Source organism: Chryseobacterium sp. UNC8MFCol, from assembly GCF_000482305.1.
In the GTDB taxonomy this organism is placed as follows: Bacteria; Bacteroidota; Bacteroidia; order Flavobacteriales; family Weeksellaceae; genus Chryseobacterium; species Chryseobacterium indologenes.
Window position 1 is genome coordinate 63,495 of record NZ_KI535290.1, and the last position, 21,850, is coordinate 85,344.

The window sequence follows — 21,850 nt, forward strand, 5'->3', positions numbered from 1 at the left end:
CAAAAAAATCCCAACTCTCGTCAGGATTTTCTCTTATTTTGGTTTTTAAATTCTTTTTGTAGTCGATCGATCTCACTTTCAATCTTCTTTAATTCTTTTTCATTGAGTTTTGTAAATAAATGTAATAGATCAATCTCAAGAAAATTACAGAATGTAACAAGACTTTCAATGGTGGGATTAGTTTCTGCTCTTTCAATTCTACCAACATGGTTGCTTGAGATATTAAGCTCATTTCCAAGCTGAAACTGTGAAAGCCCTCTTTTCAACCTATATAATTGAATAAGCTTTCCAATTTGAAATTTTAATTCCTCTATTTCCCATTTATACATTTAGTAAATTTTGGACTTTCTAAAATTTTTCATCAACACATATATGTGTTTTTGTTGTTTTTTTCTTACATTTATAAAAAAATACATACAATGAAAAAGATAAAAACAAATTTCACTCCCCGGTTTCGGGCAGGGAAGAAGCACTCCGGCTTACAGCTGATGGAAACTTTCTTTCAGTTCAATGAGCTGGATATTTCCAAAGAAAGGCTCAGCAACATAATGAATTATGCCGTAAAGAGAAATAGCTGGATCAATGAAGATCCGGCAGTGATCTTTGAGTTTTACCAGTCGATGAGGTCGTTAATCCGGGCAGGCTATCTCATCATGCTGAAGGAAAGAAAATGGACAGTCGATACCAAGACTGAAAAGATTTCCCCGTGGGTTCTTGGCTTGCTTTCGGAGAAGGAATACCGGAATCCACTGCTGGTTTTCAAAAAAGCATTCAGAGAATACACCCTCAAAGAATTTGATTATTTTATGTCAGGAATCGTTTATTTCTCAATGGGCATCTATGAAAATCTCCCGGAAAGGAATATCGTGATGCCCTACATCCATACGGTTAAAATGCTGGATGCTGCTCACCTTATTCTTCAAAGAAGGAAAGAAAAGAAAATGGCTGATACCCATTCTGAATAAGATTGAAAAGGTTGAAGGGTATTGATACAGATAATGAATGTGCTGATCATATGTTTTTCTGACGCAAAGTTTTCATTTTTTAAACTGATGATTCTATCCCTTATCATCATAAAATAAGGGTAATGATTAATTAACTTTGCATAATTTTTTGGATCAAGACCAAAAGTTGGGGAGAATTTGAATTTTATGTTTAAATATAAAGAAAAACGACGATAAAAAACGGGTGGACTTCGATGGGTAATGTTTAATGGACCTGGGAAGCAGGAGCGTTAAAAAAAATGAGATTGAATCCGTTAAAAAATTTCCACTGTTTAGCATGGCTGAGATTTTGAGTCGAAGAATAAGGATTTGATTCCATGCGAGTTTGGAAATTTTAGGAGTCAATATCAATTTTTAGAGGATGATTCCGGTCTTGAATTTTTGTATACTTTTGTTTTAAGACAAAAGTATAAATGAAAAAATCGCTGCTTAAAAAAGTAACGATTTTTTTAATTAGTGGCTAAACAAGCGTAACTTCAAACACGTATTGTTAAAATTCCATGATTGAGTCTAATCCTCTTCGTAACCCTTTGAAAGTATCTATATTTTTGATGGCAAGAAGCACTCCTTTTACATAGGGCTCCGCACTTTCTCCGGAATCATGTCTTAGGATTAATTTTTCTCCTTTGAGTCCAAAGATCGTTTCAACGCCGAGTGTGTGACCCGGCAGACGAACAGCATGAACCTGTATACCGTTTATTGTTGCGCCTCTTGTTTCTTTATTTCCTATGGTATCATCTATGGCTACAGCTAGTTCGGGCTTTTGAACTTTAGAAAGACGATAAGCCAGTTCTGCCACTGTTCCGCTTGGTGCATCAATTTTTTTAGCATCCGCATAGTCAATGATTTCATAGTGAGGGATATATTTTGCAGCCATTTCAGCAAACTTTTGCAATAAAACAACAGTGAGAGCAAAGTTTCCTGCAGCAAGAACAGAAGTATTATTTTCATTGGCAATACGCTCTATTTCTTCATAGTCTTTATCCGTAAGTCCTGAAGTTCCAATAATGACTTTTTTGCCTTTTTGCAAAGCCGTGTGGATATTGTGCTTCGCGATCACCGGTTTGGTAAAATCTACAAAAATATCAAATTCTACATGTTCTATTGCATCTTCTATAGATTTAAATAAGGGTATATTGTAATCTGATTTTAATGACAGAATCTCTGACAGATTTTTCCCATCTTGAGATAAAGAAAGTCCGCCTGTTAATATCATTTCGTCATTATTAAATATTGCTTTGCTAATTTCAGAACCCGCCCATCCGGTGGCTCCCGCAACAAAAACTTTTTTCATAATATTATTTTTTTATTGAATGTTATTTTTACTATTAACCTATCTTAAAGATAGTTTGAATTTCAACAGATGAGTTTCCAGGTATTGAATATATAACCTTTCTATACCTTTCCCTTTGATAAATTTTTATCGTTTAACAGTAAATGCTTACTATAAATTCATCTGATTGTAGAAAAACAGGAGGTGTATCTATTTGATAATACAAATTTACGATTGGTATTTTTATTAAATTTGCCAGAATTATTATATAAAACGCCAAAATGAAATGTGGATTATCAGAAAAAAGAAAAGGGGAGTTTGATGATGAAATTAATATCGATGCTTATGTCTGGTATGAGAAAGACTGGACCCATGATGACTATGATCATACTCATCAAAGATATCAGCTGACTTATGTTGAAGAGGGGTATCAGTATTTTCACATTGAGAATAAAATCTATCTGGTTCCACAAAATCACTTAATCTGGATTCCTTCAGGCAAAAAACATCATACTCAGTCGGAAGCCAGTACGGTTAATCTGATGGTGATTTTATTCAAAACGGTTTTCGACAATGATTTTTATAATAAAGTGCATGTTTTTGCAGCGCCTCCGGTTTTGAGAGAAATGTTACAATATGCCTCAAAGTGGAATAAATTATTGGAAGAAAATGAAGAACAGGGATATTTCCTGACCGCTTTATTGAATAGCCTTCCTCATTTCTGCACAGAGAAAGTAGGTTTGCAAATTCCGATTCCGGTAGATCCAAGATTACTGCCTGTATGCAGTTATATTAATAAGAATTACATGGAACAGGTAAGTATAGATGATTTGGCTGATGTATCCTTAATGTCTGTAAGAAGCCTTCAGCGTATATTTAAGCGGGAAACAGGGATTACGATCCAAAAATATATGCAGCTGATTCGTATTTTAAAAAGTATTGAACTTATTGATACAGGAGAATATACTTTAAGCCAGATCGCTTTTATGATTGGTTATAAAAGTCTGTCGGCTTTTACCAATTCCTACTTTGGGATTATGAAAGAAAAAGCCAAAATTATCGGGAGATCTTAAAGTTTTGATTTTAAGATCAATGATGAAGAAAAGCTTAGTTATAAAAATAAAAAAGGCACCAACTACAGTTGGCGCCTTTTGGTTACCTAAAAAGTGTCTAACTTTTTTGGGGCATTTATTATTGTGCTTTCACTTGCTCTATCTTGATGTATATTTTAGAAAGGTTGGGTTGGGCACTTCCAGAAGTGGGTGCTCCTGCCATAATGGTTGCGGTATAAGCGGTTTTTGAAGAAGCATTGCTGTCTATCCAGGTATATCTTCTGTGTTCAGGTCCGCCACTGGCTCCGTCTATAATCCCTACGTTCCCCCAGTAAGCGTTTCCTACTGCCCCTGTGCCTTGAGGGTACCAGGTTGCTGATGAGTCTGCCATACCACCCCATACTCCTGAGGTAATATTGTTTGTTGTTACCGCTGAACCAATATAACCCCCATATTCGGTATTGTAATTCCAATAGAGATTCACGGTAGCACCTGTATTATTATACAATTGTACATTGGGAACGGCAGCAGTTGTACCACTTGTAGTGTCAAATATTACCCTTATGGAATACTTACCATCCGGAGTAGTCAGAGGAAAAGTATAGGCTTGTTTCCCGTTGGCATCAGTTGTTAGGGTAGGATATCCCATGGCAGCAACGGGTGAAATGTCAGCACGGCTGCTATTTCCCACTGTAGCAGTACAGTTTTGTGCTGCTGTTAAGAAAGGGATTGCAGAGCTGTTCAGAGGAAGAGTCATATCATTCGCAGTGGTAGGAGTTCCGGTTACGGAGAACACCAATTCGCCATCACCAAACTCTAAAGTTCCGGGTCTTAGCTGGAAAGTTAATCCGTTCACTGTAAAAGGAGCTCCTGAATTATACGAACCACCATTTCCCTGGCTATAGGTAACTCTAAGGTTTCCGTTGAAAGGAGTACCCGGAGTATACGTGGAAGGATTTAAATAAGCTGTAGTACATTGTAATGCGGAAATCGCCGGAGAAATGGCATTGGTTGCTTGGGTAAGCCTTTGCCATACAACGCCATCAAAATAATAATAGCCCATAGCAGTAACATTGATACGCTGCCCTGTAGCATCTCCACCGGTGACATCCGTAATATAAATTAATGCTCCTCTCTGATCGCTGCCATAGCTCGCCGTATTGGCTGTAAGTTCAGCCCTTGTAAGCCTTGGAGCCTGTAATCCGTACGTTTGCGTGTTATCCGTAAGTATGCCCGAATTGTCTCTTTTAGCAGATACATCCATTGTTGTTTTGGGAACACTTGTATTGATACCAACTTGGGCAAATGAGAATCCGGCAATAAAAATAGCACTGAATTGTGTAAATTTTGTTTTCATATTATGGTGTGATTTTGCTAAGTCAAATATAACTTATTTTATGAAAAAAAATAAAATAATTCCTTAATAGATGAAAAAAAATTAATTAACTTGTAATATTTTATAAAAATGTAATGGGTTTAAATTGAATTGCAATTTATTTATTTTCAGTAATTTATGTGGGGTTGTGACAATTGATGTTAAATTTAATTTTTCTCTGAAATAAAATGTTTTTTTTAAAAAAGTATTGATATTTATCTCTTTTTCACATCCTGAAGGTAAGAAGTGCTATAAACACATCTGATAAATTGTCCAGATTTTAAAATACCGCATATCTTTTAATCATAAATAATTTCGCAGGACCTTGGAGTAAATACGTTTTACAACCAATCCGGTTTATGGGTATAAAAAGTAGAATTAACAATTTTATAAAATATAATCGGATACATCAGGGTATTTCCTGCCAAAATTTTTTCTATATTTAGATGAAGTATATTAAAGATAATGCCGATAAACCTACTACCTCCGGACGGAGGCATGTTATATAAAGAAACAGATATGGCACAGCTTTTCCCTGAGCCGTTAAATGCAGTAACTGCTGTATTTTTTTTAGCCTTAGCCATTTTCTGGACCATTAAAATGAAGGGTAATTTTAAAAGATATCCTTTTTTATCTTACTGCTTGGTTTTATTATATATCGGAGCCATAGGCGGAACTGTCTATCATTCATTCAGGCAGTGGCCGGTATTTATTATGATGGGTTGGCTGCCCATTATGTTACTCTGTCTGTCTGCCGGATTTTACTTTGTAGCGCAGAGCACCAGATGGTACTATGCTGTTATAATAGTTCTTGTCTATCTGATATTGATGTTGGGTTTGAGAAACTGGATGTTGACAGATAATACTTCTCTCTTTATCAATATCAATTATGCATTGATGGCCTCATTTGTACTTTTCTCGGTGCTAAAGTATTTGATTTTCACTCAATGGGAAGCAGGCAAATGGGTTGGTTTTGCTTTATTGTCGTTTGTTCTTGCACTCACTTTCCGTATCGTTGATCAATGGGGATGGTTGAGCTTCGGAACACACTTTTTGTGGCATACTTTCGGAGCGGCAGCTACATTTTGCATGTTTAATTATATCTATCTTACACGAAATACAATTGAAAATAATAAGTAATTAAACTTAACCACAAAAGGCACAAAAGATTTTAGACACTTAAGTGATTTTAAGTGAAATTTTTGTGTATAGGAAGTACACAGATTTTTTGATGGATAGGTACTTAATGATGTTTTTATGCCACGAATGCACGAATATCTATGTAAGATCTGCTCAGTCGGATGAATCTGTGGAAATAAAAGCCTCCGTCTGCGAGAATAAACCTTATAAAAATTGTGTTTTAATAAAAAATAATCGTTTTTTTTATGAAATTCACAGTCTGCTTCTTTTAATGTTGAAAGAAAGATGATTTACTTATATTTGCCCTGCAAAGTAAAATTAAATGTTCAAAAAAGTAAGCACTGTATTTATCCTTGGATTGAATACGGTTTTTTGTTCGGCCCAACAGGTTCGGCCCTCCAAATCATCTGAAATTTACCGTGAGCTCAAAACGCTTAAACAGCTGCCTAAAGTTTTATACCTTGCAGCTCATCCTGATGATGAGAATACGGGATTGTTGTCATGGCTCATCAATGATCAGAATGTAGAAACGGGCTATTTATCCCTAACACGGGGAGACGGTGGTCAGAATTTATTAGGAACAGAGCAGGGTGCTGCATTGGGCTTAATCAGAACACATGAGCTGTTGGAAGCAAGAAAGTTGGACGGCGCCCGGCAGTTTTTTACCCGTGCGATTGATTTCGGGTTCTCTAAAAATACTACTGATACTTTTAAACAATGGAATGCAGACAGTATTACAGCAGATGTGGTCTGGGTAATCCGTCAATTCCGTCCTGATGTTATCATTTGTCGCTTTCCACCTACTGCTGCGGCAGGTCACGGACAACATGCAGCTTCGGCAGTAGTGGCGGAAAAAGCTTTTAAGCTGGCAGGCGATAAAAATGCTTTTCCGGACCAACTGAAATATGTTAACGTATGGCAATCCAAACGCGTATTGTGGAATACCTTCCGTTTTGGTGGAGTTAATACAACCGCTGAAAATCAACTGAAAGTTACGGTTGGGCAATATGATCCACAATTGGGAATGGGCTATGGTGAACTGGCAGGGCTAAGCAGGAGTTTACATAAAAGCCAGGGTGCCGGAACACAGTCTGTCGCTGGAATCAGAACTGAATATTTTGCCCATGTCAGTGGTGAGCCTGCAAAAGCAACCCTTTTTGACGGAATACCTAAAACCTGGACTTCACAAGGAAACGCTGATATAGACCAGTCTCTGGATAAGATTATTTCCGCTTTCAGCTTCAATAACCCTGACCTCAGCTTACCTGCTTTGCTTGCCTTACGGAAAAAAGTTGTAGCGCTAAAGGATGCAGATGTAAAAAAAGACAAACTGAAATCTCTTGACCATATCATTGTAAGCTGCGTCGGGTTTATGGGCGAGGTGATTACCAATCAGGCTGAAGCAGTTGCCGGCAATCATTACAATTTCAGGTTAAATCTGATTTCAAGAGCTGCAGACCCTGTTGTGTTAGAAAATGTAAAATGGGTAAATCAATCTGAAAGCTTCAACAGAAAACTATCAAAAGATTCGTTGATTACCCTCCAGCATGACATTCAGATTCCTGAAGATGCAGCACTCACAGAACCTTACTGGTTGGCAAAACCTCCTGTAAATGCAGCAACTTTCTCGGTTCCAAATGATACCTTAGTCGGTTTACCTGAAGCAGAGTCACCTTTGAATGTTTTGCTTGGGTTAAAAATCGGTTCTGAAAAGTTTCAGGTTCAACTTCCTTTATCTTTCAAAAAATTAGACCCCGTGCGTGGTGATGTCGTGGAAGCTTTGCGCATTGTTCCTGCACTGGAACTGAAGTTTACACAACCGCTTTATTTAGTCAGGGAAGATGAAGATTTACAATTGAATTTAAATGTGAAAGTCAATTCTAATAAACCGTATCGTAAAGGTGTTCTAAACCTCATGTATAACGGAGAACGATTAGGTGGAGCTGATGTAAGTCTGAACAATGGAAAAGATACTACCATCAATTACGTTATTCCAAAAACCAAGCTTGCTGCCATTAATTCTGCCCGTTGGCAATTGGATGCCAGCTTTGTTGCAGATGGAGCCACTTTTAATAAAAAGCAGGTATTAATTCAGTACCCTCATTTACCATCCCTACAATATTTTGCTCCTGCGACGGTAACCGTAATGAAAGGTGATATTCAGGCGAAGATTAAAAAAGTAGGATATATTGAAGGTGCGGGCGATTTTATTCCTGAGTTCCTACGCATTGCAGGTATTCAGGTTGACGTTCTGAAAGATGAAGATTTTTACGGCAACTCAGATGAATCCATCGAAAATAATAGTCGGAACAAGCTCTCGCAATATGATGCCATTATACTTGGTGTTCGCGCCAATAACACAGAGAAAAAGCTGGGTCGCTGGATGCCATTTTTATGGTCTTATGCAAAAGCCGGAGGTAATCTGGTGATGCAGTACAACACCAACCAGGATACAACCGTTGATCAATTGGGAATGTACAATTTCAGTATTGCCAATAAGCGGGTCACTGAAGAAAATGCATCGGTTAAGTTCTTAAATCCGGGCCATAAATTGCTGAACTTCCCGAATAAAATTACTGCAGATGATTTTAAAGGCTGGATACAGGAGCGGGGTGCTTATTTCCCTGCCCAATGGGATGCAGCGTATGAACCGCTTTTTGAAATGTATGATACAGGCGAAGAACCTCTGCAGGGATCAACGTTATATGCCAAATATGGTAAAGGTAATTTTATTTATACCCCGTTGGCGTTTTTCAGACAGCTGCCTGCGGGAAATGTGGGAGCGGCACGTTTATTTTTTAACTTTTTATCTGCACAGAAGAACTGATGAACAAGCAACTTAAAAATTGGAATACTTGGTACATACTATTAGCAGCTGCATTAGTATTACAGATCGCATTTTATTATTGGTTTACTAAATTCTGGGCATGAGTACTATAGACTGGACAGTTCTTATTTTTACACTCTTGGTAGTGGTGATTTATGGTGTATTCATTGGTCGTGGTCAGAAAAGCAACGAATCTTACCTGAAAGCAGATAATAAAATGCCGTGGTACATTGTGCTTTTAGGAATTATGGCTACGCAGGCCAGTGCCATTACATTTTTGTCTGCACCGGGCCAGGCTTATACAGACGGCATGCGTTTCGTACAGTATTACTTTGGATTACCTCTCGCGATGATTGTGATCTGTATCACTTTCATCCCGATTTTTCAACGTTTAAATGTTTATACAGCTTACGAATATTTAGAAAACCGTTTTGATAAAAAAACAAGGGTACTCACGTCGCTGCTTTTTCTTTTTTCCAGAGGTTTATCAACAGGAATCAGCATTTATGCTCCGAGTATTATCTTATCAAGTGTTTTAAACTGGAATATTTACTTAACCAATGTTTTAACAGGAGGTATTTTGTTGATTTATACCTATGTTGGTGGTGCAAAAGCAATTGCCCACACCCAGAAATTACAGTTTCTTATTATTCTGGGGACAATGGCTTTTGCGGGATATCTGCTTATTCAGAATATGCCGAATGGAATTGGTTTCCAGGACGCACTCTATCTCGCCGGGAAATCTGGAAAGCTCAATGTCATTACTACAGAATTCGATTGGAAAGATAAATACAATATCTGGAGTGGGTTAATCGGCGGTTTTTTTCTGGCATTATCTTACTTCGGCACAGATCAGAGCCAGGTGGGGAGGTATATTACAGCGAAAGACAATACCAATGCAAAAATGGGCTTGTTGCTGAACGGATTGGTTAAAATCCCGATGCAGTTTGCTATTCTGCTGATCGGTGCTTTACTTTTCGCATTCTTTTCTCTGAAACCGGCTCCGATTTACTTTAATGAACGGTCTTATCAATATTTAAAGGAAAAGCAACCTGAGCAGGCGGCAATTTTTGAAAAAGATCATCAGGATTTACAAATAAAATTTAATGCCGAATCAAAAGAAATTCTAAAGCTCAAGGAAACTCATTCTCCCCAACTCAAACAAAGAATTCAGGATTTTAAAAATACCCAGACCCAGGTTAAAGAACTTCATGGAAGGGTAGAGGAAGCGATCAACAATTCAAACTATAATGCCGAGAAAACGGATACCAACTATATATTCCTGTATTTTGTAAAAAATACCTTGCCTGTAGGAATGATAGGTTTGTTATTCGCCGTTATTTTTCTGGCCAGCTGGGGTTCCATTTCGGCAGCGTTGAATTCCCTTGCTGCATGCTCATTAAAAGATGTTCACTTAATATTCAGCAAAGAAATTCCTGACGATAAGACCGAATTGAAATATAGCCGGCTGCATACTTTAGCATGGGGAATCTTTTCAATCGGTGTTGCGATGTTTGCGACACAGATGGGATCGCTTATCGAAGCGGTTAATGTATTGGGTTCTCTTTTCTACGGGCCGATACTGGGAATTTTCCTGGTCGCATTTTACTATAAAAAAGTTGACGGCCCGAATGTATTTATTGCTGCCATTTTATCGGAAATTACGGTTATTGCCGTGTATCAGTTCGATGTCGTTTCTTTCCTCTGGCTCAATGTAATCGGGGCAGCAGCAGTCATTATATTTTCTGCCGTTGGGGTATTGTTTTATAAGCATAAAGCAGTAAATTCGTAAGCAAACAACAGTAAGCATACAAATAAACAAAAATATTATGAAAACCATCATCAAATCGGCAACCGTACTTGTTGCGACCATGACAATCTCCCTGAATGCCTTTGCACAGGATACTAAAAAACCTGCCAGCCCTCCTGCTACTGCAACGGGAAAAATTAAAGATGCAAACATTACCATCGCCTATAGCAGCCCTTCTGTTAAAGGACGTACCATATGGGGCGGTTTGGAAGCTTATGATAAAGTCTGGCGGGCAGGTGCCAATGAAGCCACTACTTTCGAAACGGATAAAGACCTTACCGTTCAGGGTAAAAAACTGCCTGCAGGTAAATATAGTTTTTTCCTGATCCCTAAAGAAAGCGGAACATGGACCGCAATTTTTAACAAAGAGCCAAAGCAATGGGGAGCTTATAAATACGAACAAGCCAAAGACGCCTTACGTGTTGATGTAAAAACAAAAGCTTTACCGGCAACACAGGAAAACTTGGTATATAAGATAAACAATAATGGTTTCACAATGGATTGGGATAAAATCTCGGTTCCTGTAGAAATAAAATAAATGTAAAAACAAAAAATCCCGCTACTGCGGGATTTTTTTTTTACATTTTAATCTTAAAGATTATTTATCTGTTCAGATGAGCCTGTTTCTATTTTCCTTCGAGAATTCCGATAACATAAGGGATTTTGTCTTCCTTCTTTTCATAAATGTAAAATCTGTAAGCGGATGGAGATATTTCGTCTTTTACTAAAGTAACAAAGCCGGTTGGTGTACATTGATCAACACCTTCTTCAATTACTTCCTTGAACAGGATTTTTTTTCCTTCATCTTTTATCAGGTGCCATTTACCAGCACATCCTAGCACGGGATAAGAAACTATAACATTTTGTTTTGTAGACAAATCGACATTAATAGCCCAGGACTCATTTTCTCCCTTTTGAAAACCTACTCCTGTAAGTTGTTGGGAAAATAATAGGGCAGAAGGTAATAAGGCTAAAAGTGAAATAATTTTTTTCATAGAGATAATTAATTAAAAATGTGACGGTTTAATCGGGGGGCTTTAAATAAAAAATAACATCCATAGTTTATTTTATTGGAGATTTTCCCGGTTTGTAAACTTCGTGTTGTAATACTAAAAATAACATGGAAAATTTGCTCTTTTTTACATGTTACATAGTAAATAGATTCTCTGCTTCATTTTGATCCCGCATTTTCTTTATTTGATTGTAATTAGTTTTTGGTTGATAAATATACTTTCCAGTACCTCTGTACCTCTACATTATTCCATGACGTTTTTTCAGCAATAACCCTTTATACATATAGTTTGATTGATAAATTATCTGTTTCCTGTATTGAAATAAATGAGTACAAATATTGATAAAATAAAATAAAAAAACAAAAAAAGTTTATTTATACACTTAATTAAGTATATTTGTATACTAATTTATAGGTTATGAATTTTAATCTTATAAAAGCTGTTGTTGAACTTGTTCAGCAATTCACACAGCAAAATGAAGGTAAATCGGTATACAATAACGATTTGCAGGGGTTTGTGAGATGGATCAGTGAGTCCCGCTCTGAGGCGCATGATCCGAATTGGATAGGTAAGGAATCAGGAAGGAGTCCGGAGAGCATGATCAATACTTTATTGATAAGGATGGGAAGATATGCCAAATCGTACTCAAAGTCGGCAGTGGGAAACTCAGTTTTCTCCAGTCAGGATGATTTTATATATCTCATAGGGCTCAAAACAAAAGGGGCGATGACTAAAATGGAACTGATTCATCATAATGCCCATGAGAAATCAGCAGGCATTCTGATTATTAACCGATTGATTCACCATGGATGGGTGGCACAAAGTGTTTCTGAAACTGATAAAAGAGCAAAATATATTAACATAACGGAGAAGGGGCTTGCGGTGCTGGAAGAGCATATGAAGGATATCCGCAAGGCTTCCCGCGTGGTTGTAGGAAATCTTAGCCATTCCGAACAGATGCTGCTCATTATAATCCTCTCGAAATTGGACGAATTCCATGATTCATTGTATCGTATGAATCTGGAAGTAAAGGATCTGTTGGATGAGGCATATAAAAAATTAAACTGAGCATATTGAAGAACCAGTTAAAACAAGAAAATAAATAACAATGAATACGGGAAAGGCAAGAAAGAGAATTGCGGTGATAGGATCCGGGTTTTCGGGACTCTCCGCTGCTGCGTACGCTGCGAAAGCAGGGGATGAGGTGCATGTATTTGAGAGACATCCACAACCTGGAGGGCGTGCAAGGCAATTTACAACCGACGAGGGATATGTTTTTGATATGGGCCCAAGTTGGTATTGGATGCCGGATATTATCGAAGGCTTTTTCTGTGATTTTGGGTATAAAGTAGCTGATTTCTATGAATTGGTTTCCTTGGATCCTCAGTTTGAGATGGTTTTTTCAGAAGAAAAAATTATGGTTCCTGAGAAAAGTAATGACATCCGCGAGTTATTCGAAAAGATAGAACCGGGCGCTGCTAAGCAGTATGATCAATTTATGAAGTCCGCAAAATACAAGTATGAGGTAGGTATGCAGGATTTTGTGACCAAACCATGCTATAATTGGTTTGAATTTGCCTCTTTAAAAATAGCAGGTAGTATCTTTCAACTGGATCTTCTCAGCAATTTCAGGAAATATGTGTCCGGTTATTTTTCTGATCTGAAATTAAGATCCCTGATGGAGTTTCCTGTAATTTTCCTGGGGGCGGCCCCTCAGAATATTCCCGCTCTCTATAGCCTGATGAATTATGGAGGCTATGTTTTGGGAACCAAATATCCGATGGGAGGTTTTTATCAGCTTGTATTAGCGATGCAGAAAGTAGCTGAAAAACAGGGGGTAGTTTTTCATTTTAACCAGGACGTCCAGAAACTCAATACGGAAGATGACAGGATCCACTCCATACGGATTGATGGTAAAGACTACGAGTTTGATGCGGTGATTGCTTCTGCAGATTACCATCACACAGAGACTTTAATCCCTAAGTCCCTGAGAAATTACAACAATACCTATTGGGAATCCAGAACCTTTGCACCTTCATGTTTAATCTATTATCTGGGAGTCAAAGGGAAAATAGCAAATTTAAAACATCATACCCTGTTTTTTGAAAACGAGCTGGATGATCATATTGACTGTATTTATAAACATAAAAAATGGCCTTCCAGACCTCTTTTTTATTCATGCTGTCCTTCAAAAACAGATCCCGGTGTTGCGCCCGAATCCTGTGAAAACCTCTTTTTATTGCTTCCCCTTACACCGGGAATACACGACGAAGAAGCGGTAAGGGAAAAATATCTGGTAGAAATGCTGGAAAGGATCGAAAAGCACACCGGTGAAGCTGATCTTATGTCCAGAATAGAGTATAAAAAAAGTTATTGTGTAAGTGATTTCATGGCAGATTATAATGCGTACAAAGGAAATGCGTACGGATTATCCAATACTTTATCCCAAACGGCAGTATTAAAACCCAAGATAAGAAACAAAAAGATCAGGAATCTTTTTTATACAGGACAATTAACGGTACCGGGACCTGGAGTTCCTCCATCATTAATTTCAGGAAAAATTGTAGCATCTGAAGTCAGTAAACTAAAAATAGAAAAAAATGAAAAAATTGTTTGATGAATTGTCTTACGAAGTCAGTAAGTGCACGACACAAAAATACAGTACCAGTTTTTCATTAGGAATACTGGCCTTAAAGCCATCCATCAGACCTGCCATCTATGCCGTGTATGGATATGTGCGTCTTGCTGATGAAATTGTAGATAGTTTTCACGGTTATGATAAGGAGAAACTTTTGAAGAGATTACAGATGGAGACTGATGAGGCCATTCAGGAAAGAATATCTCTTAATCCTATTCTGCATTCATTTCAGGAAGTGGTCCGACAGTATGCGATTGATCAACAACTGATCCGTCAGTTTCTGCATAGTATGGAAATGGACCTGCATCAAATTGATTACAATTCAACACTGTACAATGAGTATATCCATGGGTCTGCAGAAGTGGTAGGGCTGATGTGTCTGCAGATTTTTACAGAAGGCAATAAGCAGCAGTATGAGAAGCTTAAACCTTTTGCCATGAAGCTGGGATCCGCTTTTCAGAAAGTTAATTTCTTACGCGATCTGAAAGATGATTACCAGGTGCTGGGTCGTACTTATTTTCCTTCCCTGAATATGTCCGTATTCAATAATACCGTTAAACTCCGGATCGAAAAAGAAATTGAAGAAGAATTTAAAGAAGCATTACAGGGGATAAAAAAACTGCCTGGGTCTTCCATTTTCGGGGTGTACCTGGCGTACAGGTATTATTTGTCGCTGTTTGAAAAAATAAAAAAAACCAGCTCACAGCATATGTTGCAGCGAAGGATCAGAATTGCCAATTCACAAAAGATATTGGTGGCATTGAAAAGTTATATACGATATAAATCCGCTTATTTCTAGTCTGTAACAGCGGCGCCGGATGTATTGTTCGGAAAGGTAAATAAGCATAAAAAATAATATGATGTACAGATTATACAGAGAACAGCAGCTCAACTGCAGTATTGAAAGAGCTTGGGAATTTTTTTCATCTCCAAATAATTTATCAGAAATAACGCCCGAGAGCATGAATTTTGTGGTTCACTCAAAAGATGCGGATCAGCCGATTTTTAAAGGAATGGAAATAGATTATACCGTTTCTCCCATATTGGGAATCCCGATGAAGTGGAAGACTGTGATCAGCCAGGTAGAAGATTTAAAAAGTTTTACAGACTTTCAAAAACAAGGACCTTATAAGTACTGGAATCATCATCATGAGTTCATTGCCAATGATAAAGGCGTACTGATGAAAGATACAGTAGATTATCAGCTTCCTCTGGGAATTTTGGGACGACTGGCCCATACAATCCTGGTAAAGAAGAAACTCAAAAATATTTTTGATTTCCGATACCGCGTATTGAACGATCTTTTTAATAACAAAGCTAAAAGATAATTGATATGAATTTTCTGATCGTTTTGGCAGTGTTTATTTCTATGGAGGGAGCCACATGGCTCATCCATCGCTACATTATGCATGGGTTTTTGTGGAGCCTGCACAGAGATCACCATGATCATAGCCATGAAGGAAAGCTTGAGCGGAATGATCTGTTTTTTTTCATTTTTGCAACCCCTGCTATTGCCTTGTTGTACCTGGGTGTGAAGCAGGATTTCAGTCATTGGTTCTATATCGGTCTCGGAATAAGTCTTTACGGGATGGCGTACTTCTTTGTTCATGATATTTTTATCCATCAAAGGACAAAGATCTTGACAAAAACCACGAATCCTTATTTCCTGGCTATAAGACGTGCCCATAAGCAACATCACAAACATCTGGGAAAGGAAGAGGGCGAGTGCTTTGGTTTTTTATGGGTTCCTGTTAAATATTTTAAAATGTATTTCAATAAATGATGCCTTACACCTACATACTTATTAACTTTTTTACGGTCATTATTTGCTTTTTAGCATCTTTTGACAGACGGATACAATTTAATAAGCTCTTTGTCAAATTTCTGATCTCATCTACCATCGTGGCGATTCCCTTTATAATTTGGGATATATGGTTCACGCATAAAGGAGTGTGGTGGTTTGATCACTCCTATACTTTAGGATATAAAATAGCGGGTCTTCCTCTGGAAGAATGGCTGTTTTTCTACTGTATTCCTTTTGCCTGCGTTTTTACCTATTATTGCTTTGAAAAGTTTTTTACCCTGCAATGGACTAATGCTTTTAATAATCTTATTGTATTTACCTCCCTCATTGTTCTGAGTGTGGTGGGACTTCTTTATTACGAAAGAATATATACGCTGCTTACCGTTATCGTAACCATACTCACACTGGGGTACCTCCATTGGATTGCAAAAAAGGAATGGATTGCAAAGGCGAGCCTGATTTACCTGATTTTAATGCCCGGCTTTTTCGCAGTAAACGGAATTCTGACAGGATCTGTCATCCCTTCACCTGTTGTGAATTATAATCCTCATGATTTTTTAGGCATTAGAATGGGAACCATTCCCATTGAAGATGCTGTTTACGGCTACAGCCAGTTCTTGTTAAATATTTACGTTTTTAAAAAAATAACTAAAAATGATACATAAAAGAATTATTGGACTTTTAAGTATGCTCGGATTGGTATCAGTCTTGGCTTCATGTTCTTCTATACCTGAAAAAGCACAGCCTGTGAATCAGTTTGATGTCAACAGATATATGGGTACATGGTATGAGCTGGCAAGATTTGATTACAGGTTTGAAAAAGATCTTGATAATGCCATGGCACAGTACAGTCTGAATACAGATGGAAGCGTTGATGTGGTCAACAGCGGATATAATTTTAAAAAGAATAAATGGGTATCTGTTAACGGTACTGCAAAGTTCAGAGGAGATAAAAATACGGCCTCCCTGAAGGTGAGTTTTTTTGGACCTTTTTATTCCGGATATAATGTAGTAGCTCTCGAAGACTATACCTACGCCCTGGTTGCAGGAAAGAATCTCGACTATTTGTGGATTCTTTCCCGTGAAAAAAATATACCTGAAAATATTAAACAGCGCTTCCTCCTCAAAGCAAAGGAAATAGGCTATGATATCTCAAAGCTCATCTGGGTGAAACAGGATAAGAAAAGTCCGTTTGACCATAAATAAACAATCTAAAATAAATACAATGCAAAAGATACAGGCACAATCAACCATACCTACAGATTATGGTATATTCACGGTGTATGCATTCTCAGAAACCGATGATGACTGGAGTCCTCATCTGGCTTGGGTTGCGGAACATACTGACTTTGCCGGGACCGTCAATGTAAGATTCCATTCCGAATGCATTACAGGAGAGGTTTTTCATTCACAAAAGTGCGAATGCGGGCAACAACTGGATGCAGCTATGAAATATATGTCTGAAAACGGAGGAATGATCATTTATCTCAGACAAGAAGGAAGAAATATAGGAATTATTAATAAACTTAAAGCGTATCAGCTTCAGGAACAGGGCTTTGATACGGTTGAAGCTAATCTGAAACTGGGACTGCCTGCAGATGGAAGAAATTTTAACGTAGCAGTTGAAATACTGGAGATTTTAAGGGTCAAAACGATCAACCTGCTGACCAACAATCCGGATAAACTTAAATCTCTTGAGAATACTTCCATTATCCTTAATGAACGGATTCCCTTGGAAATTGATTCCAATGAAATGAATCAAAGCTATCTGGAGACGAAAAAAGGGTATTTCGGTCATATGCTGGAAAAAATTTAGATTCCCGTAAATACATCTTATAAAAAATAGATACCACACATTTTCAACATGATAAATGCAGCGAAAAATGAGTATGCATTTGATTGTTAAGTGTATACATGAAATTAGAAATGGAATCGCTGGTCGTATATTGCAGTTTTAAGAAATTTTAACGTTTCAGAATTTTTTTTAGGCATGGTCATTGTATATTTATATACCAAATTATTAAATATTATATTATGAACAATTCAGATTATAACAAAGCGGAAAATGCAGTCAATGAAACTGAAAACTCTTTAAAAAATGCAGCAGATAATGCGAAGTGGAAGATCAGTGATTTAGCGGATAAAGCTAAAGATTATATCAATGAAAAAAGAAATAACGATGAAGAAGCTACTCAGGAAGACTGGTTGGAAAGAGTAAAATCAAATATTTCAGATGCCTGGGAAGATATTAAAGATAAAGCTGATGAAGCATGGGAAGGTACAAAGGATGCTGCCGAAGATGTGAAAGCTGAATGGAGAAAAAAAACAAATTAAGTTAGTCACGAAAAGGCCGGAGCTGATAAAGCAATGGCCTTTTTATATTTTTTTTGGTATATTAATACACTATATAAGGGGCGTTACGATACAGTAGGGCTCCTATTTTTATGATTTCCATGATGCTAATTGAATGGATGAAAATATAATGCTAAAGGAATAAAATAAAAATCCCCCAATAAAGGGGGATAAAAACTAATAACCATGAAAACTCAAATTAAACATGAGAATCGGTACAAAATTAAAACATATGTTTAAATTTTCCAAATAACTGAGATAAAATGTGGTATCTAAATGTTTTTTTATTAAGATTTATTTCAATATTTGATTTAAAAACAGCAGCAAGATGATCGTGATCATAATGTTTAAGCCATTATTTTGATACATTAGAATCTATATTGTAAGTAGTATTTATTTTATGAAAAAAAACTTTTTTGAACGGTTTTCGGATCGTGCCGTATGTATGACCGGAAGTGCAGAAGCATTTATAACAGCAAGCGCACTTGTTATTATTTGGGCTATTACAGGTCCTGTTTTCAATTACTCTGAAACGTGGCAGCTTGTCATCAATACAGGAACGACTATTGTGACTTTTTTAATGGTTTTCCTGATCCAAAAGACTCAAAATAAAGATTCTAAAGCAATTCAGATTAAACTCAATGAGTTAATTGCTTCCTATGAGAAAGCAAGTAACCGATTGGTTGCTATTGAAGATCTGACGGAAGAGGAACTGGATAAGCTCCATGCTTATTACGAAAGGTTAAGCACTTTAGCAAAGGATAAATCAAACAAAAATTCAGGTGACGCTGATCAATCTTCACCCGTAACTAATACATAGCGTTTTTATTATGATTGTAAAACCTTCTCAAATCGGTCAGGCTGATGAGCTGTCAGTAAAATCTCTGGTATATTTTATTATTGAGCTTGAAAAATTGTTTAAACGTATCGGGGAATGTCTCCTTTCTGCTAATGAAACGGTTTCAACAGCTGAAAGTGTAACCTCAGGTTTTTTGCAGTTTTCCTTCTCTCAGATGAAAGATGCTTCCCGGTTTTTTAAGGGAGGACTTACCGCTTATACATTAGAAGAAAAAGTGAACCTGCTTCAGGTAAATCCTCACGAAGCGAAAGAGCATAACTGTGTTTCACCCCATATTGCCGAAACCATGGCGCTACATGCCGCGGAACGGTTTAATACAGATTGGGGAATTGGAGTAACCGGATATGCTACTCCTGTAGAAGAATCTAATGGGAAGCTGTTTGCTTATTTTGCCATTTCCTACAGAGGAAACATCATTCTTTCCGAAAAGCTGGATCTTCATTCAAGAACAAAACCAATCAATGCTCAGTTGTATTACAGTGAATTTATACTGGGATGTTTTAAGCTTGAACTGGATAAGCATAGATAAGGTGAAAATTCCTCATAGATAGTAGCTGGGCTTGGAAAAACAAAACTTTGTCGAGAAAACGCTTCATGAGCATTCTTTTAATAACAAAAAAATAGATATAGAATACCTGAAAGAACTCTATATCTATTTTTTATAATTTTACTTCATTAATTAAGGGGCTTCCTTCCCGTTAAGAGATTAATGACAATAACGATAATAGCAATAACCAGAAGAGTATGAACCAGATTTCCGGTGTCCATACCAGGAATGATTCCCAGGATTCCTAATAGCCAGGTGATGATGCAGATCACTGCAATAAGCCATAATATACTTCTCATAATAATATTTTTTGTGGGTGATTGTTTGTGATGTCAGGATAAAATTATTGGTGTCGTAGTCCTTTATGGTGGTAGATTACCTCCTTACTTATTTTTCTTTGCTTTACAGGAATCTTTTCACCTGCATTATCATACCAATGTTGATAAGAAACGTCATAAAGTTCCGGAATTTTAAAATGAATTTCCTTGCCATTTTTATACAATTTATTATCATAGGAACGATAAATCGTATCTTCTGTATAAGTAACTCCATCTGGAGCGATGAATGATTTTTTCTTCCGGCTTTTTTTTCGTGAACCCAGATAAAGTAAATAACCTCCGGTTATGAATATTAATGCTATTTTTACTGTATTATTCATGCGATAGATATTTGTTAATATAATTACAATTATTTTGCCAATAGTTAAAATGTGGTATATTTTACGGTGGTGCTGTATCGCATAGAAAATCAGTGGATACTATTTGATCCCGGCCAGCAATCAGGGATGGTGTTTTCCTGAATATTATCAGCTTTTGATAACAGTCTGGCGGGATTTCAGTTGTAAGAATTTTATATAAATTATAATGGTAATTGATGAAGAGGTACTACTTGGAAATGGTGGTGAAGTTCAAATATATGGTGCAAAAGAATCAATACTGCTGGACGGTTCTTTACCTAAGTTTTATTTTCAGATTATTTCGGGAATTGTTAAACTCAATACATACAGAGATGACGGTAGCGAAATCATCTACAGTCTGCCATCAGAAGGACACTGTTTTGCAGAAACCTTTCTATGGCATGAGACGCCATATTGTATAAATGCAGTAGCAATTACCGAAGCAAAAATCATTAAACTGCCAAAGGCAGACTTTATGCATTTGATCAACTCAAATTCTTCATTACTCAATAATGTAATGGCTTATACTGCAGAAAGAATGTTCTATCGTTATAAAATGCTTGATTTGCTCTCGACGAGCAGTTCCGCAAAAAGGGTTTTAGGCGTTTTACATTTTCTGAAAAATCATGATAAAGTGGAAGAGCCCTTTATGTATATCGTGCCATTCAGCAGGCAACAGATAGCGGATATTACCGGACTTCGTTTGGAAACAGTTGTCAGAACAGTGAAAAAGTTGGAACAGGAAAATCATTTATGTATACTCAACGGGAAAATTTGTCTTTAGAATTTATTTATTCTTATATAGAGTACAATAATACTTTAGACTAAAGACGTAAAAAGAGGCCTAAGCCTCTTTTTACCATCATGTATTATTTTGCTTTGCTGTTGAGGGTAGTATCAGCCACTTTGGTGAGAAGACTGTCACATTTTTTCTCTTCGCTAAGTGTGTCAAGGAAGTTTTTGAGACATTGCTTTTCCTTCAGCACTTTCGCAAATGCAGCTAAAGTCCCGTAAGTAGCTATTTCATAATGCTCTACTTTTTGCGATGCAGCAATAATTCCGGCATCTCTTACTGAACCTGCTTTAGTTTCTTTTATAATGCTTTTTCCTTCATCCAGCAATCCCTGCATGGCATCACATTTTTTTGCTTGTGGTTTTTTACCAATGGCTTTAAAACAATCCTCAAGTCTCTGAACATGCCCTTTGGTTTCCTCAAGATGCTTCTCAATAGCATCCTTCAGTTTTTTATCCGTGGCATTTTTCATCATTACCGGTAATGCTTTAACCAATGCTTTTTCTGCCCAGTAAATATCCTTTAAAGAATCTTCGAAGAGATCCTTCAAGTCTTTGGCAGCATCTTTCTTTGCCGGTGTTTTAGGTGTTACTTTTTTGGAAGAAACCTTGCTGTTTGATGATGTTGTAGTTGTCCTTTTTCTGGTGGATTTTTTAGTTTCCATAACAATATATTTTTTGTGGTTGA

25 protein-coding genes are annotated in these 21,850 nt (G+C 37.1%); 18 read left to right on the forward strand and 7 right to left on the reverse strand.

Annotated features, from left to right (window positions below):
- Positions 1 to 20: 20 nt before the first annotated feature.
- Complete coding sequence (locus tag M030_RS24230) at positions 21 to 329, reverse strand: helix-turn-helix domain-containing protein (protein WP_051585090.1); 309 nt, start codon at positions 327 to 329, stop codon at positions 21 to 23.
- A 90-nt stretch (positions 330 to 419) separates the two neighbouring features.
- Between M030_RS24230 and M030_RS0114575 the strand changes: the two genes are divergently transcribed.
- Positions 420 to 965, forward strand: coding sequence for a hypothetical protein (locus tag M030_RS0114575; RefSeq protein WP_027374170.1), 546 nt, complete (start codon positions 420 to 422; stop codon positions 963 to 965).
- 529 nt (positions 966 to 1,494) lie between these two features.
- Here M030_RS0114575 and dapB read toward each other — a convergent pair.
- Complete coding sequence (gene dapB, locus M030_RS0114580; RefSeq protein WP_027374171.1) at positions 1,495 to 2,298, reverse strand: 4-hydroxy-tetrahydrodipicolinate reductase; 804 nt, start codon at positions 2,296 to 2,298, stop codon at positions 1,495 to 1,497.
- A gap of 260 nt (positions 2,299 to 2,558) precedes the next feature.
- Here dapB and M030_RS0114585 point away from each other — a divergent pair, with 260 nt between their 5' ends.
- Positions 2,559 to 3,350, forward strand: a complete 792-nt coding sequence (locus M030_RS0114585; RefSeq protein WP_027374172.1) for an AraC family transcriptional regulator — start codon at positions 2,559 to 2,561, stop codon at positions 3,348 to 3,350.
- Positions 3,351 to 3,468: 118 nt separating this feature from the next.
- Here M030_RS0114585 and M030_RS0114590 read toward each other — a convergent pair whose 3' ends face one another.
- Entirely contained in the window at positions 3,469 to 4,686 is a 1,218-nt protein-coding gene (locus tag M030_RS0114590) for a hypothetical protein (RefSeq protein ID WP_027374173.1), read from the reverse strand.
- Between the two features lie 483 nt (positions 4,687 to 5,169).
- Here M030_RS0114590 and M030_RS0114595 point away from each other — a divergent pair, with 483 nt between their 5' ends.
- The 4 genes from M030_RS0114595 (at position 5,170) to M030_RS0114615 (ending at position 11,019) form a co-directional block, all read left to right on the forward strand.
- A complete protein-coding gene (locus tag M030_RS0114595; RefSeq protein WP_027374174.1) occupies positions 5,170 to 5,844 on the forward strand; it encodes a hypothetical protein in 675 nt (224 codons plus the stop codon).
- Positions 5,845 to 6,166: 322 nt separating this feature from the next.
- Positions 6,167 to 8,671 (forward strand): PIG-L family deacetylase, encoded by a 2,505-nt coding sequence (locus M030_RS0114600; RefSeq protein ID WP_027374175.1) that lies wholly within the window; start codon positions 6,167 to 6,169, stop codon positions 8,669 to 8,671.
- Between the two features lie 100 nt (positions 8,672 to 8,771).
- Positions 8,772 to 10,463, forward strand: coding sequence for a sodium:solute symporter (locus tag M030_RS0114610; protein WP_027374176.1), 1,692 nt, complete (start codon positions 8,772 to 8,774; stop codon positions 10,461 to 10,463).
- 37 nt (positions 10,464 to 10,500) lie between these two features.
- A complete protein-coding gene (locus M030_RS0114615) occupies positions 10,501 to 11,019 on the forward strand; it encodes a DUF2911 domain-containing protein (RefSeq protein WP_027374177.1) in 519 nt (172 codons plus the stop codon).
- Between the two features lie 88 nt (positions 11,020 to 11,107).
- Here M030_RS0114615 and M030_RS0114620 read toward each other — a convergent pair whose 3' ends face one another.
- Positions 11,108 to 11,476 (reverse strand): hypothetical protein, encoded by a 369-nt coding sequence (locus tag M030_RS0114620; RefSeq protein ID WP_027374178.1) that lies wholly within the window; start codon positions 11,474 to 11,476, stop codon positions 11,108 to 11,110.
- Positions 11,477 to 11,911: 435 nt separating this feature from the next.
- On the opposite strand from M030_RS0114620, the gene M030_RS0114625 reads away from it, so the two are divergent.
- From M030_RS0114625 to M030_RS0114675, 11 genes are all read left to right on the forward strand, one after another.
- Positions 11,912 to 12,562, forward strand: coding sequence for a MarR family winged helix-turn-helix transcriptional regulator (locus tag M030_RS0114625; protein ID WP_027374179.1), 651 nt, complete (start codon positions 11,912 to 11,914; stop codon positions 12,560 to 12,562).
- Positions 12,563 to 12,602: 40 nt separating this feature from the next.
- Positions 12,603 to 14,111, forward strand: coding sequence for a phytoene desaturase family protein (locus M030_RS0114630; protein WP_027374180.1), 1,509 nt, complete (start codon positions 12,603 to 12,605; stop codon positions 14,109 to 14,111).
- Positions 14,095 to 14,931, forward strand: coding sequence for a phytoene/squalene synthase family protein (locus M030_RS0114635; protein WP_027374181.1), 837 nt, complete (start codon positions 14,095 to 14,097; stop codon positions 14,929 to 14,931). Before M030_RS0114630 ends, M030_RS0114635 begins: the two co-directional genes overlap by 17 nt.
- Positions 14,932 to 14,989: 58 nt before the next feature.
- Complete coding sequence (locus M030_RS0114640) at positions 14,990 to 15,460, forward strand: SRPBCC family protein (RefSeq protein ID WP_027374182.1); 471 nt, start codon at positions 14,990 to 14,992, stop codon at positions 15,458 to 15,460.
- A 5-nt stretch (positions 15,461 to 15,465) separates the two neighbouring features.
- A complete protein-coding gene (locus tag M030_RS0114645) occupies positions 15,466 to 15,915 on the forward strand; it encodes a sterol desaturase family protein (RefSeq protein WP_027374183.1) in 450 nt (149 codons plus the stop codon).
- Positions 15,915 to 16,601 carry a lycopene cyclase domain-containing protein gene (locus M030_RS0114650; RefSeq protein ID WP_228375269.1) on the forward strand — a complete coding sequence of 229 codons (687 nt, stop codon included), beginning with the start codon at positions 15,915 to 15,917 and terminating at the stop codon, positions 16,599 to 16,601. The genes M030_RS0114645 and M030_RS0114650 overlap by 1 nt, the downstream gene beginning before the upstream one ends.
- On the forward strand, positions 16,591 to 17,142 hold the full coding sequence (locus M030_RS0114655; protein ID WP_027374185.1) for a lipocalin family protein: 552 nt from the start codon (positions 16,591 to 16,593) through the stop codon (positions 17,140 to 17,142). The genes M030_RS0114650 and M030_RS0114655 overlap by 11 nt, the downstream gene beginning before the upstream one ends.
- Positions 17,143 to 17,161: 19 nt before the next feature.
- The gene (gene ribA, locus M030_RS0114660; protein WP_027374186.1) at positions 17,162 to 17,752 is read left to right on the forward strand and encodes a GTP cyclohydrolase II; all 591 of its coding nucleotides are present in this window, start codon (positions 17,162 to 17,164) and stop codon (positions 17,750 to 17,752) included.
- A gap of 218 nt (positions 17,753 to 17,970) precedes the next feature.
- Positions 17,971 to 18,270 carry a hypothetical protein gene (locus tag M030_RS0114665; RefSeq protein ID WP_027374187.1) on the forward strand — a complete coding sequence of 100 codons (300 nt, stop codon included), beginning with the start codon at positions 17,971 to 17,973 and terminating at the stop codon, positions 18,268 to 18,270.
- 418 nt (positions 18,271 to 18,688) lie between these two features.
- Entirely contained in the window at positions 18,689 to 19,108 is a 420-nt protein-coding gene (locus M030_RS24235) for a low affinity iron permease family protein (RefSeq protein ID WP_051585093.1), read from the forward strand.
- A 10-nt stretch (positions 19,109 to 19,118) separates the two neighbouring features.
- Complete coding sequence (locus M030_RS0114675; protein WP_027374188.1) at positions 19,119 to 19,676, forward strand: CinA family protein; 558 nt, start codon at positions 19,119 to 19,121, stop codon at positions 19,674 to 19,676.
- 146 nt (positions 19,677 to 19,822) lie between these two features.
- On the opposite strand, the gene M030_RS25575 is transcribed toward M030_RS0114675, so the two are convergent.
- Together M030_RS25575 and M030_RS0114685 are read right to left on the reverse strand one after the other, a co-directional pair.
- Positions 19,823 to 19,993: a lmo0937 family membrane protein gene (locus M030_RS25575; protein WP_027374189.1), complete on the reverse strand. Its 171-nt coding sequence runs from the start codon at positions 19,991 to 19,993 to the stop codon at positions 19,823 to 19,825.
- Positions 19,994 to 20,037: 44 nt separating this feature from the next.
- Positions 20,038 to 20,352 (reverse strand): hypothetical protein, encoded by a 315-nt coding sequence (locus M030_RS0114685; protein ID WP_027374190.1) that lies wholly within the window; start codon positions 20,350 to 20,352, stop codon positions 20,038 to 20,040.
- 205 nt (positions 20,353 to 20,557) lie between these two features.
- Between M030_RS0114685 and M030_RS0114690 the strand changes: the two genes are divergently transcribed.
- Positions 20,558 to 21,154, forward strand: coding sequence for a Crp/Fnr family transcriptional regulator (locus tag M030_RS0114690; RefSeq protein WP_027374191.1), 597 nt, complete (start codon positions 20,558 to 20,560; stop codon positions 21,152 to 21,154).
- A gap of 85 nt (positions 21,155 to 21,239) precedes the next feature.
- On the opposite strand, the gene M030_RS0114695 is transcribed toward M030_RS0114690, so the two are convergent.
- Entirely contained in the window at positions 21,240 to 21,827 is a 588-nt protein-coding gene (locus tag M030_RS0114695; RefSeq protein WP_027374192.1) for a ferritin-like domain-containing protein, read from the reverse strand.
- Positions 21,828 to 21,850: the final 23 nt, after the last annotated feature.

Bases quoted from the DNA above. Each gene is read 5' to 3' on its own strand.
- M030_RS24230 (WP_051585090.1), bottom strand. From the start codon at position 329: ATGTATAAATGGGAAATAGAGGAATTAAAATTTCAAATTGGAAAGCTT.
- M030_RS0114575 (WP_027374170.1), top strand. From the start codon at position 420: ATGAAAAAGATAAAAACAAATTTCACTCCCCGGTTTCGGGCAGGGAAG.
- dapB (WP_027374171.1), bottom strand. From the start codon at position 2,298: ATGAAAAAAGTTTTTGTTGCGGGAGCCACCGGATGGGCGGGTTCTGAA.
- M030_RS0114585 (WP_027374172.1), top strand. From the start codon at position 2,559: ATGAAATGTGGATTATCAGAAAAAAGAAAAGGGGAGTTTGATGATGAA.
- M030_RS0114590 (WP_027374173.1), bottom strand. From the start codon at position 4,686: ATGAAAACAAAATTTACACAATTCAGTGCTATTTTTATTGCCGGATTC.
- M030_RS0114595 (WP_027374174.1), top strand. From the start codon at position 5,170: ATGCCGATAAACCTACTACCTCCGGACGGAGGCATGTTATATAAAGAA.
- M030_RS0114600 (WP_027374175.1), top strand. From the start codon at position 6,167: ATGTTCAAAAAAGTAAGCACTGTATTTATCCTTGGATTGAATACGGTT.
- M030_RS0114610 (WP_027374176.1), top strand. From the start codon at position 8,772: ATGAGTACTATAGACTGGACAGTTCTTATTTTTACACTCTTGGTAGTG.
- M030_RS0114615 (WP_027374177.1), top strand. From the start codon at position 10,501: ATGAAAACCATCATCAAATCGGCAACCGTACTTGTTGCGACCATGACA.
- M030_RS0114620 (WP_027374178.1), bottom strand. From the start codon at position 11,476: ATGAAAAAAATTATTTCACTTTTAGCCTTATTACCTTCTGCCCTATTA.
- M030_RS0114625 (WP_027374179.1), top strand. From the start codon at position 11,912: ATGAATTTTAATCTTATAAAAGCTGTTGTTGAACTTGTTCAGCAATTC.
- M030_RS0114630 (WP_027374180.1), top strand. From the start codon at position 12,603: ATGAATACGGGAAAGGCAAGAAAGAGAATTGCGGTGATAGGATCCGGG.
- M030_RS0114635 (WP_027374181.1), top strand. From the start codon at position 14,095: ATGAAAAAATTGTTTGATGAATTGTCTTACGAAGTCAGTAAGTGCACG.
- M030_RS0114640 (WP_027374182.1), top strand. From the start codon at position 14,990: ATGATGTACAGATTATACAGAGAACAGCAGCTCAACTGCAGTATTGAA.
- M030_RS0114645 (WP_027374183.1), top strand. From the start codon at position 15,466: ATGAATTTTCTGATCGTTTTGGCAGTGTTTATTTCTATGGAGGGAGCC.
- M030_RS0114650 (WP_228375269.1), top strand. From the start codon at position 15,915: ATGCCTTACACCTACATACTTATTAACTTTTTTACGGTCATTATTTGC.
- M030_RS0114655 (WP_027374185.1), top strand. From the start codon at position 16,591: ATGATACATAAAAGAATTATTGGACTTTTAAGTATGCTCGGATTGGTA.
- ribA (WP_027374186.1), top strand. From the start codon at position 17,162: ATGCAAAAGATACAGGCACAATCAACCATACCTACAGATTATGGTATA.
- M030_RS0114665 (WP_027374187.1), top strand. From the start codon at position 17,971: ATGAACAATTCAGATTATAACAAAGCGGAAAATGCAGTCAATGAAACT.
- M030_RS24235 (WP_051585093.1), top strand. From the start codon at position 18,689: ATGAAAAAAAACTTTTTTGAACGGTTTTCGGATCGTGCCGTATGTATG.
- M030_RS0114675 (WP_027374188.1), top strand. From the start codon at position 19,119: ATGATTGTAAAACCTTCTCAAATCGGTCAGGCTGATGAGCTGTCAGTA.
- M030_RS25575 (WP_027374189.1), bottom strand. From the start codon at position 19,993: ATGAGAAGTATATTATGGCTTATTGCAGTGATCTGCATCATCACCTGG.
- M030_RS0114685 (WP_027374190.1), bottom strand. From the start codon at position 20,352: ATGAATAATACAGTAAAAATAGCATTAATATTCATAACCGGAGGTTAT.
- M030_RS0114690 (WP_027374191.1), top strand. From the start codon at position 20,558: ATGGTAATTGATGAAGAGGTACTACTTGGAAATGGTGGTGAAGTTCAA.
- M030_RS0114695 (WP_027374192.1), bottom strand. From the start codon at position 21,827: ATGGAAACTAAAAAATCCACCAGAAAAAGGACAACTACAACATCATCA.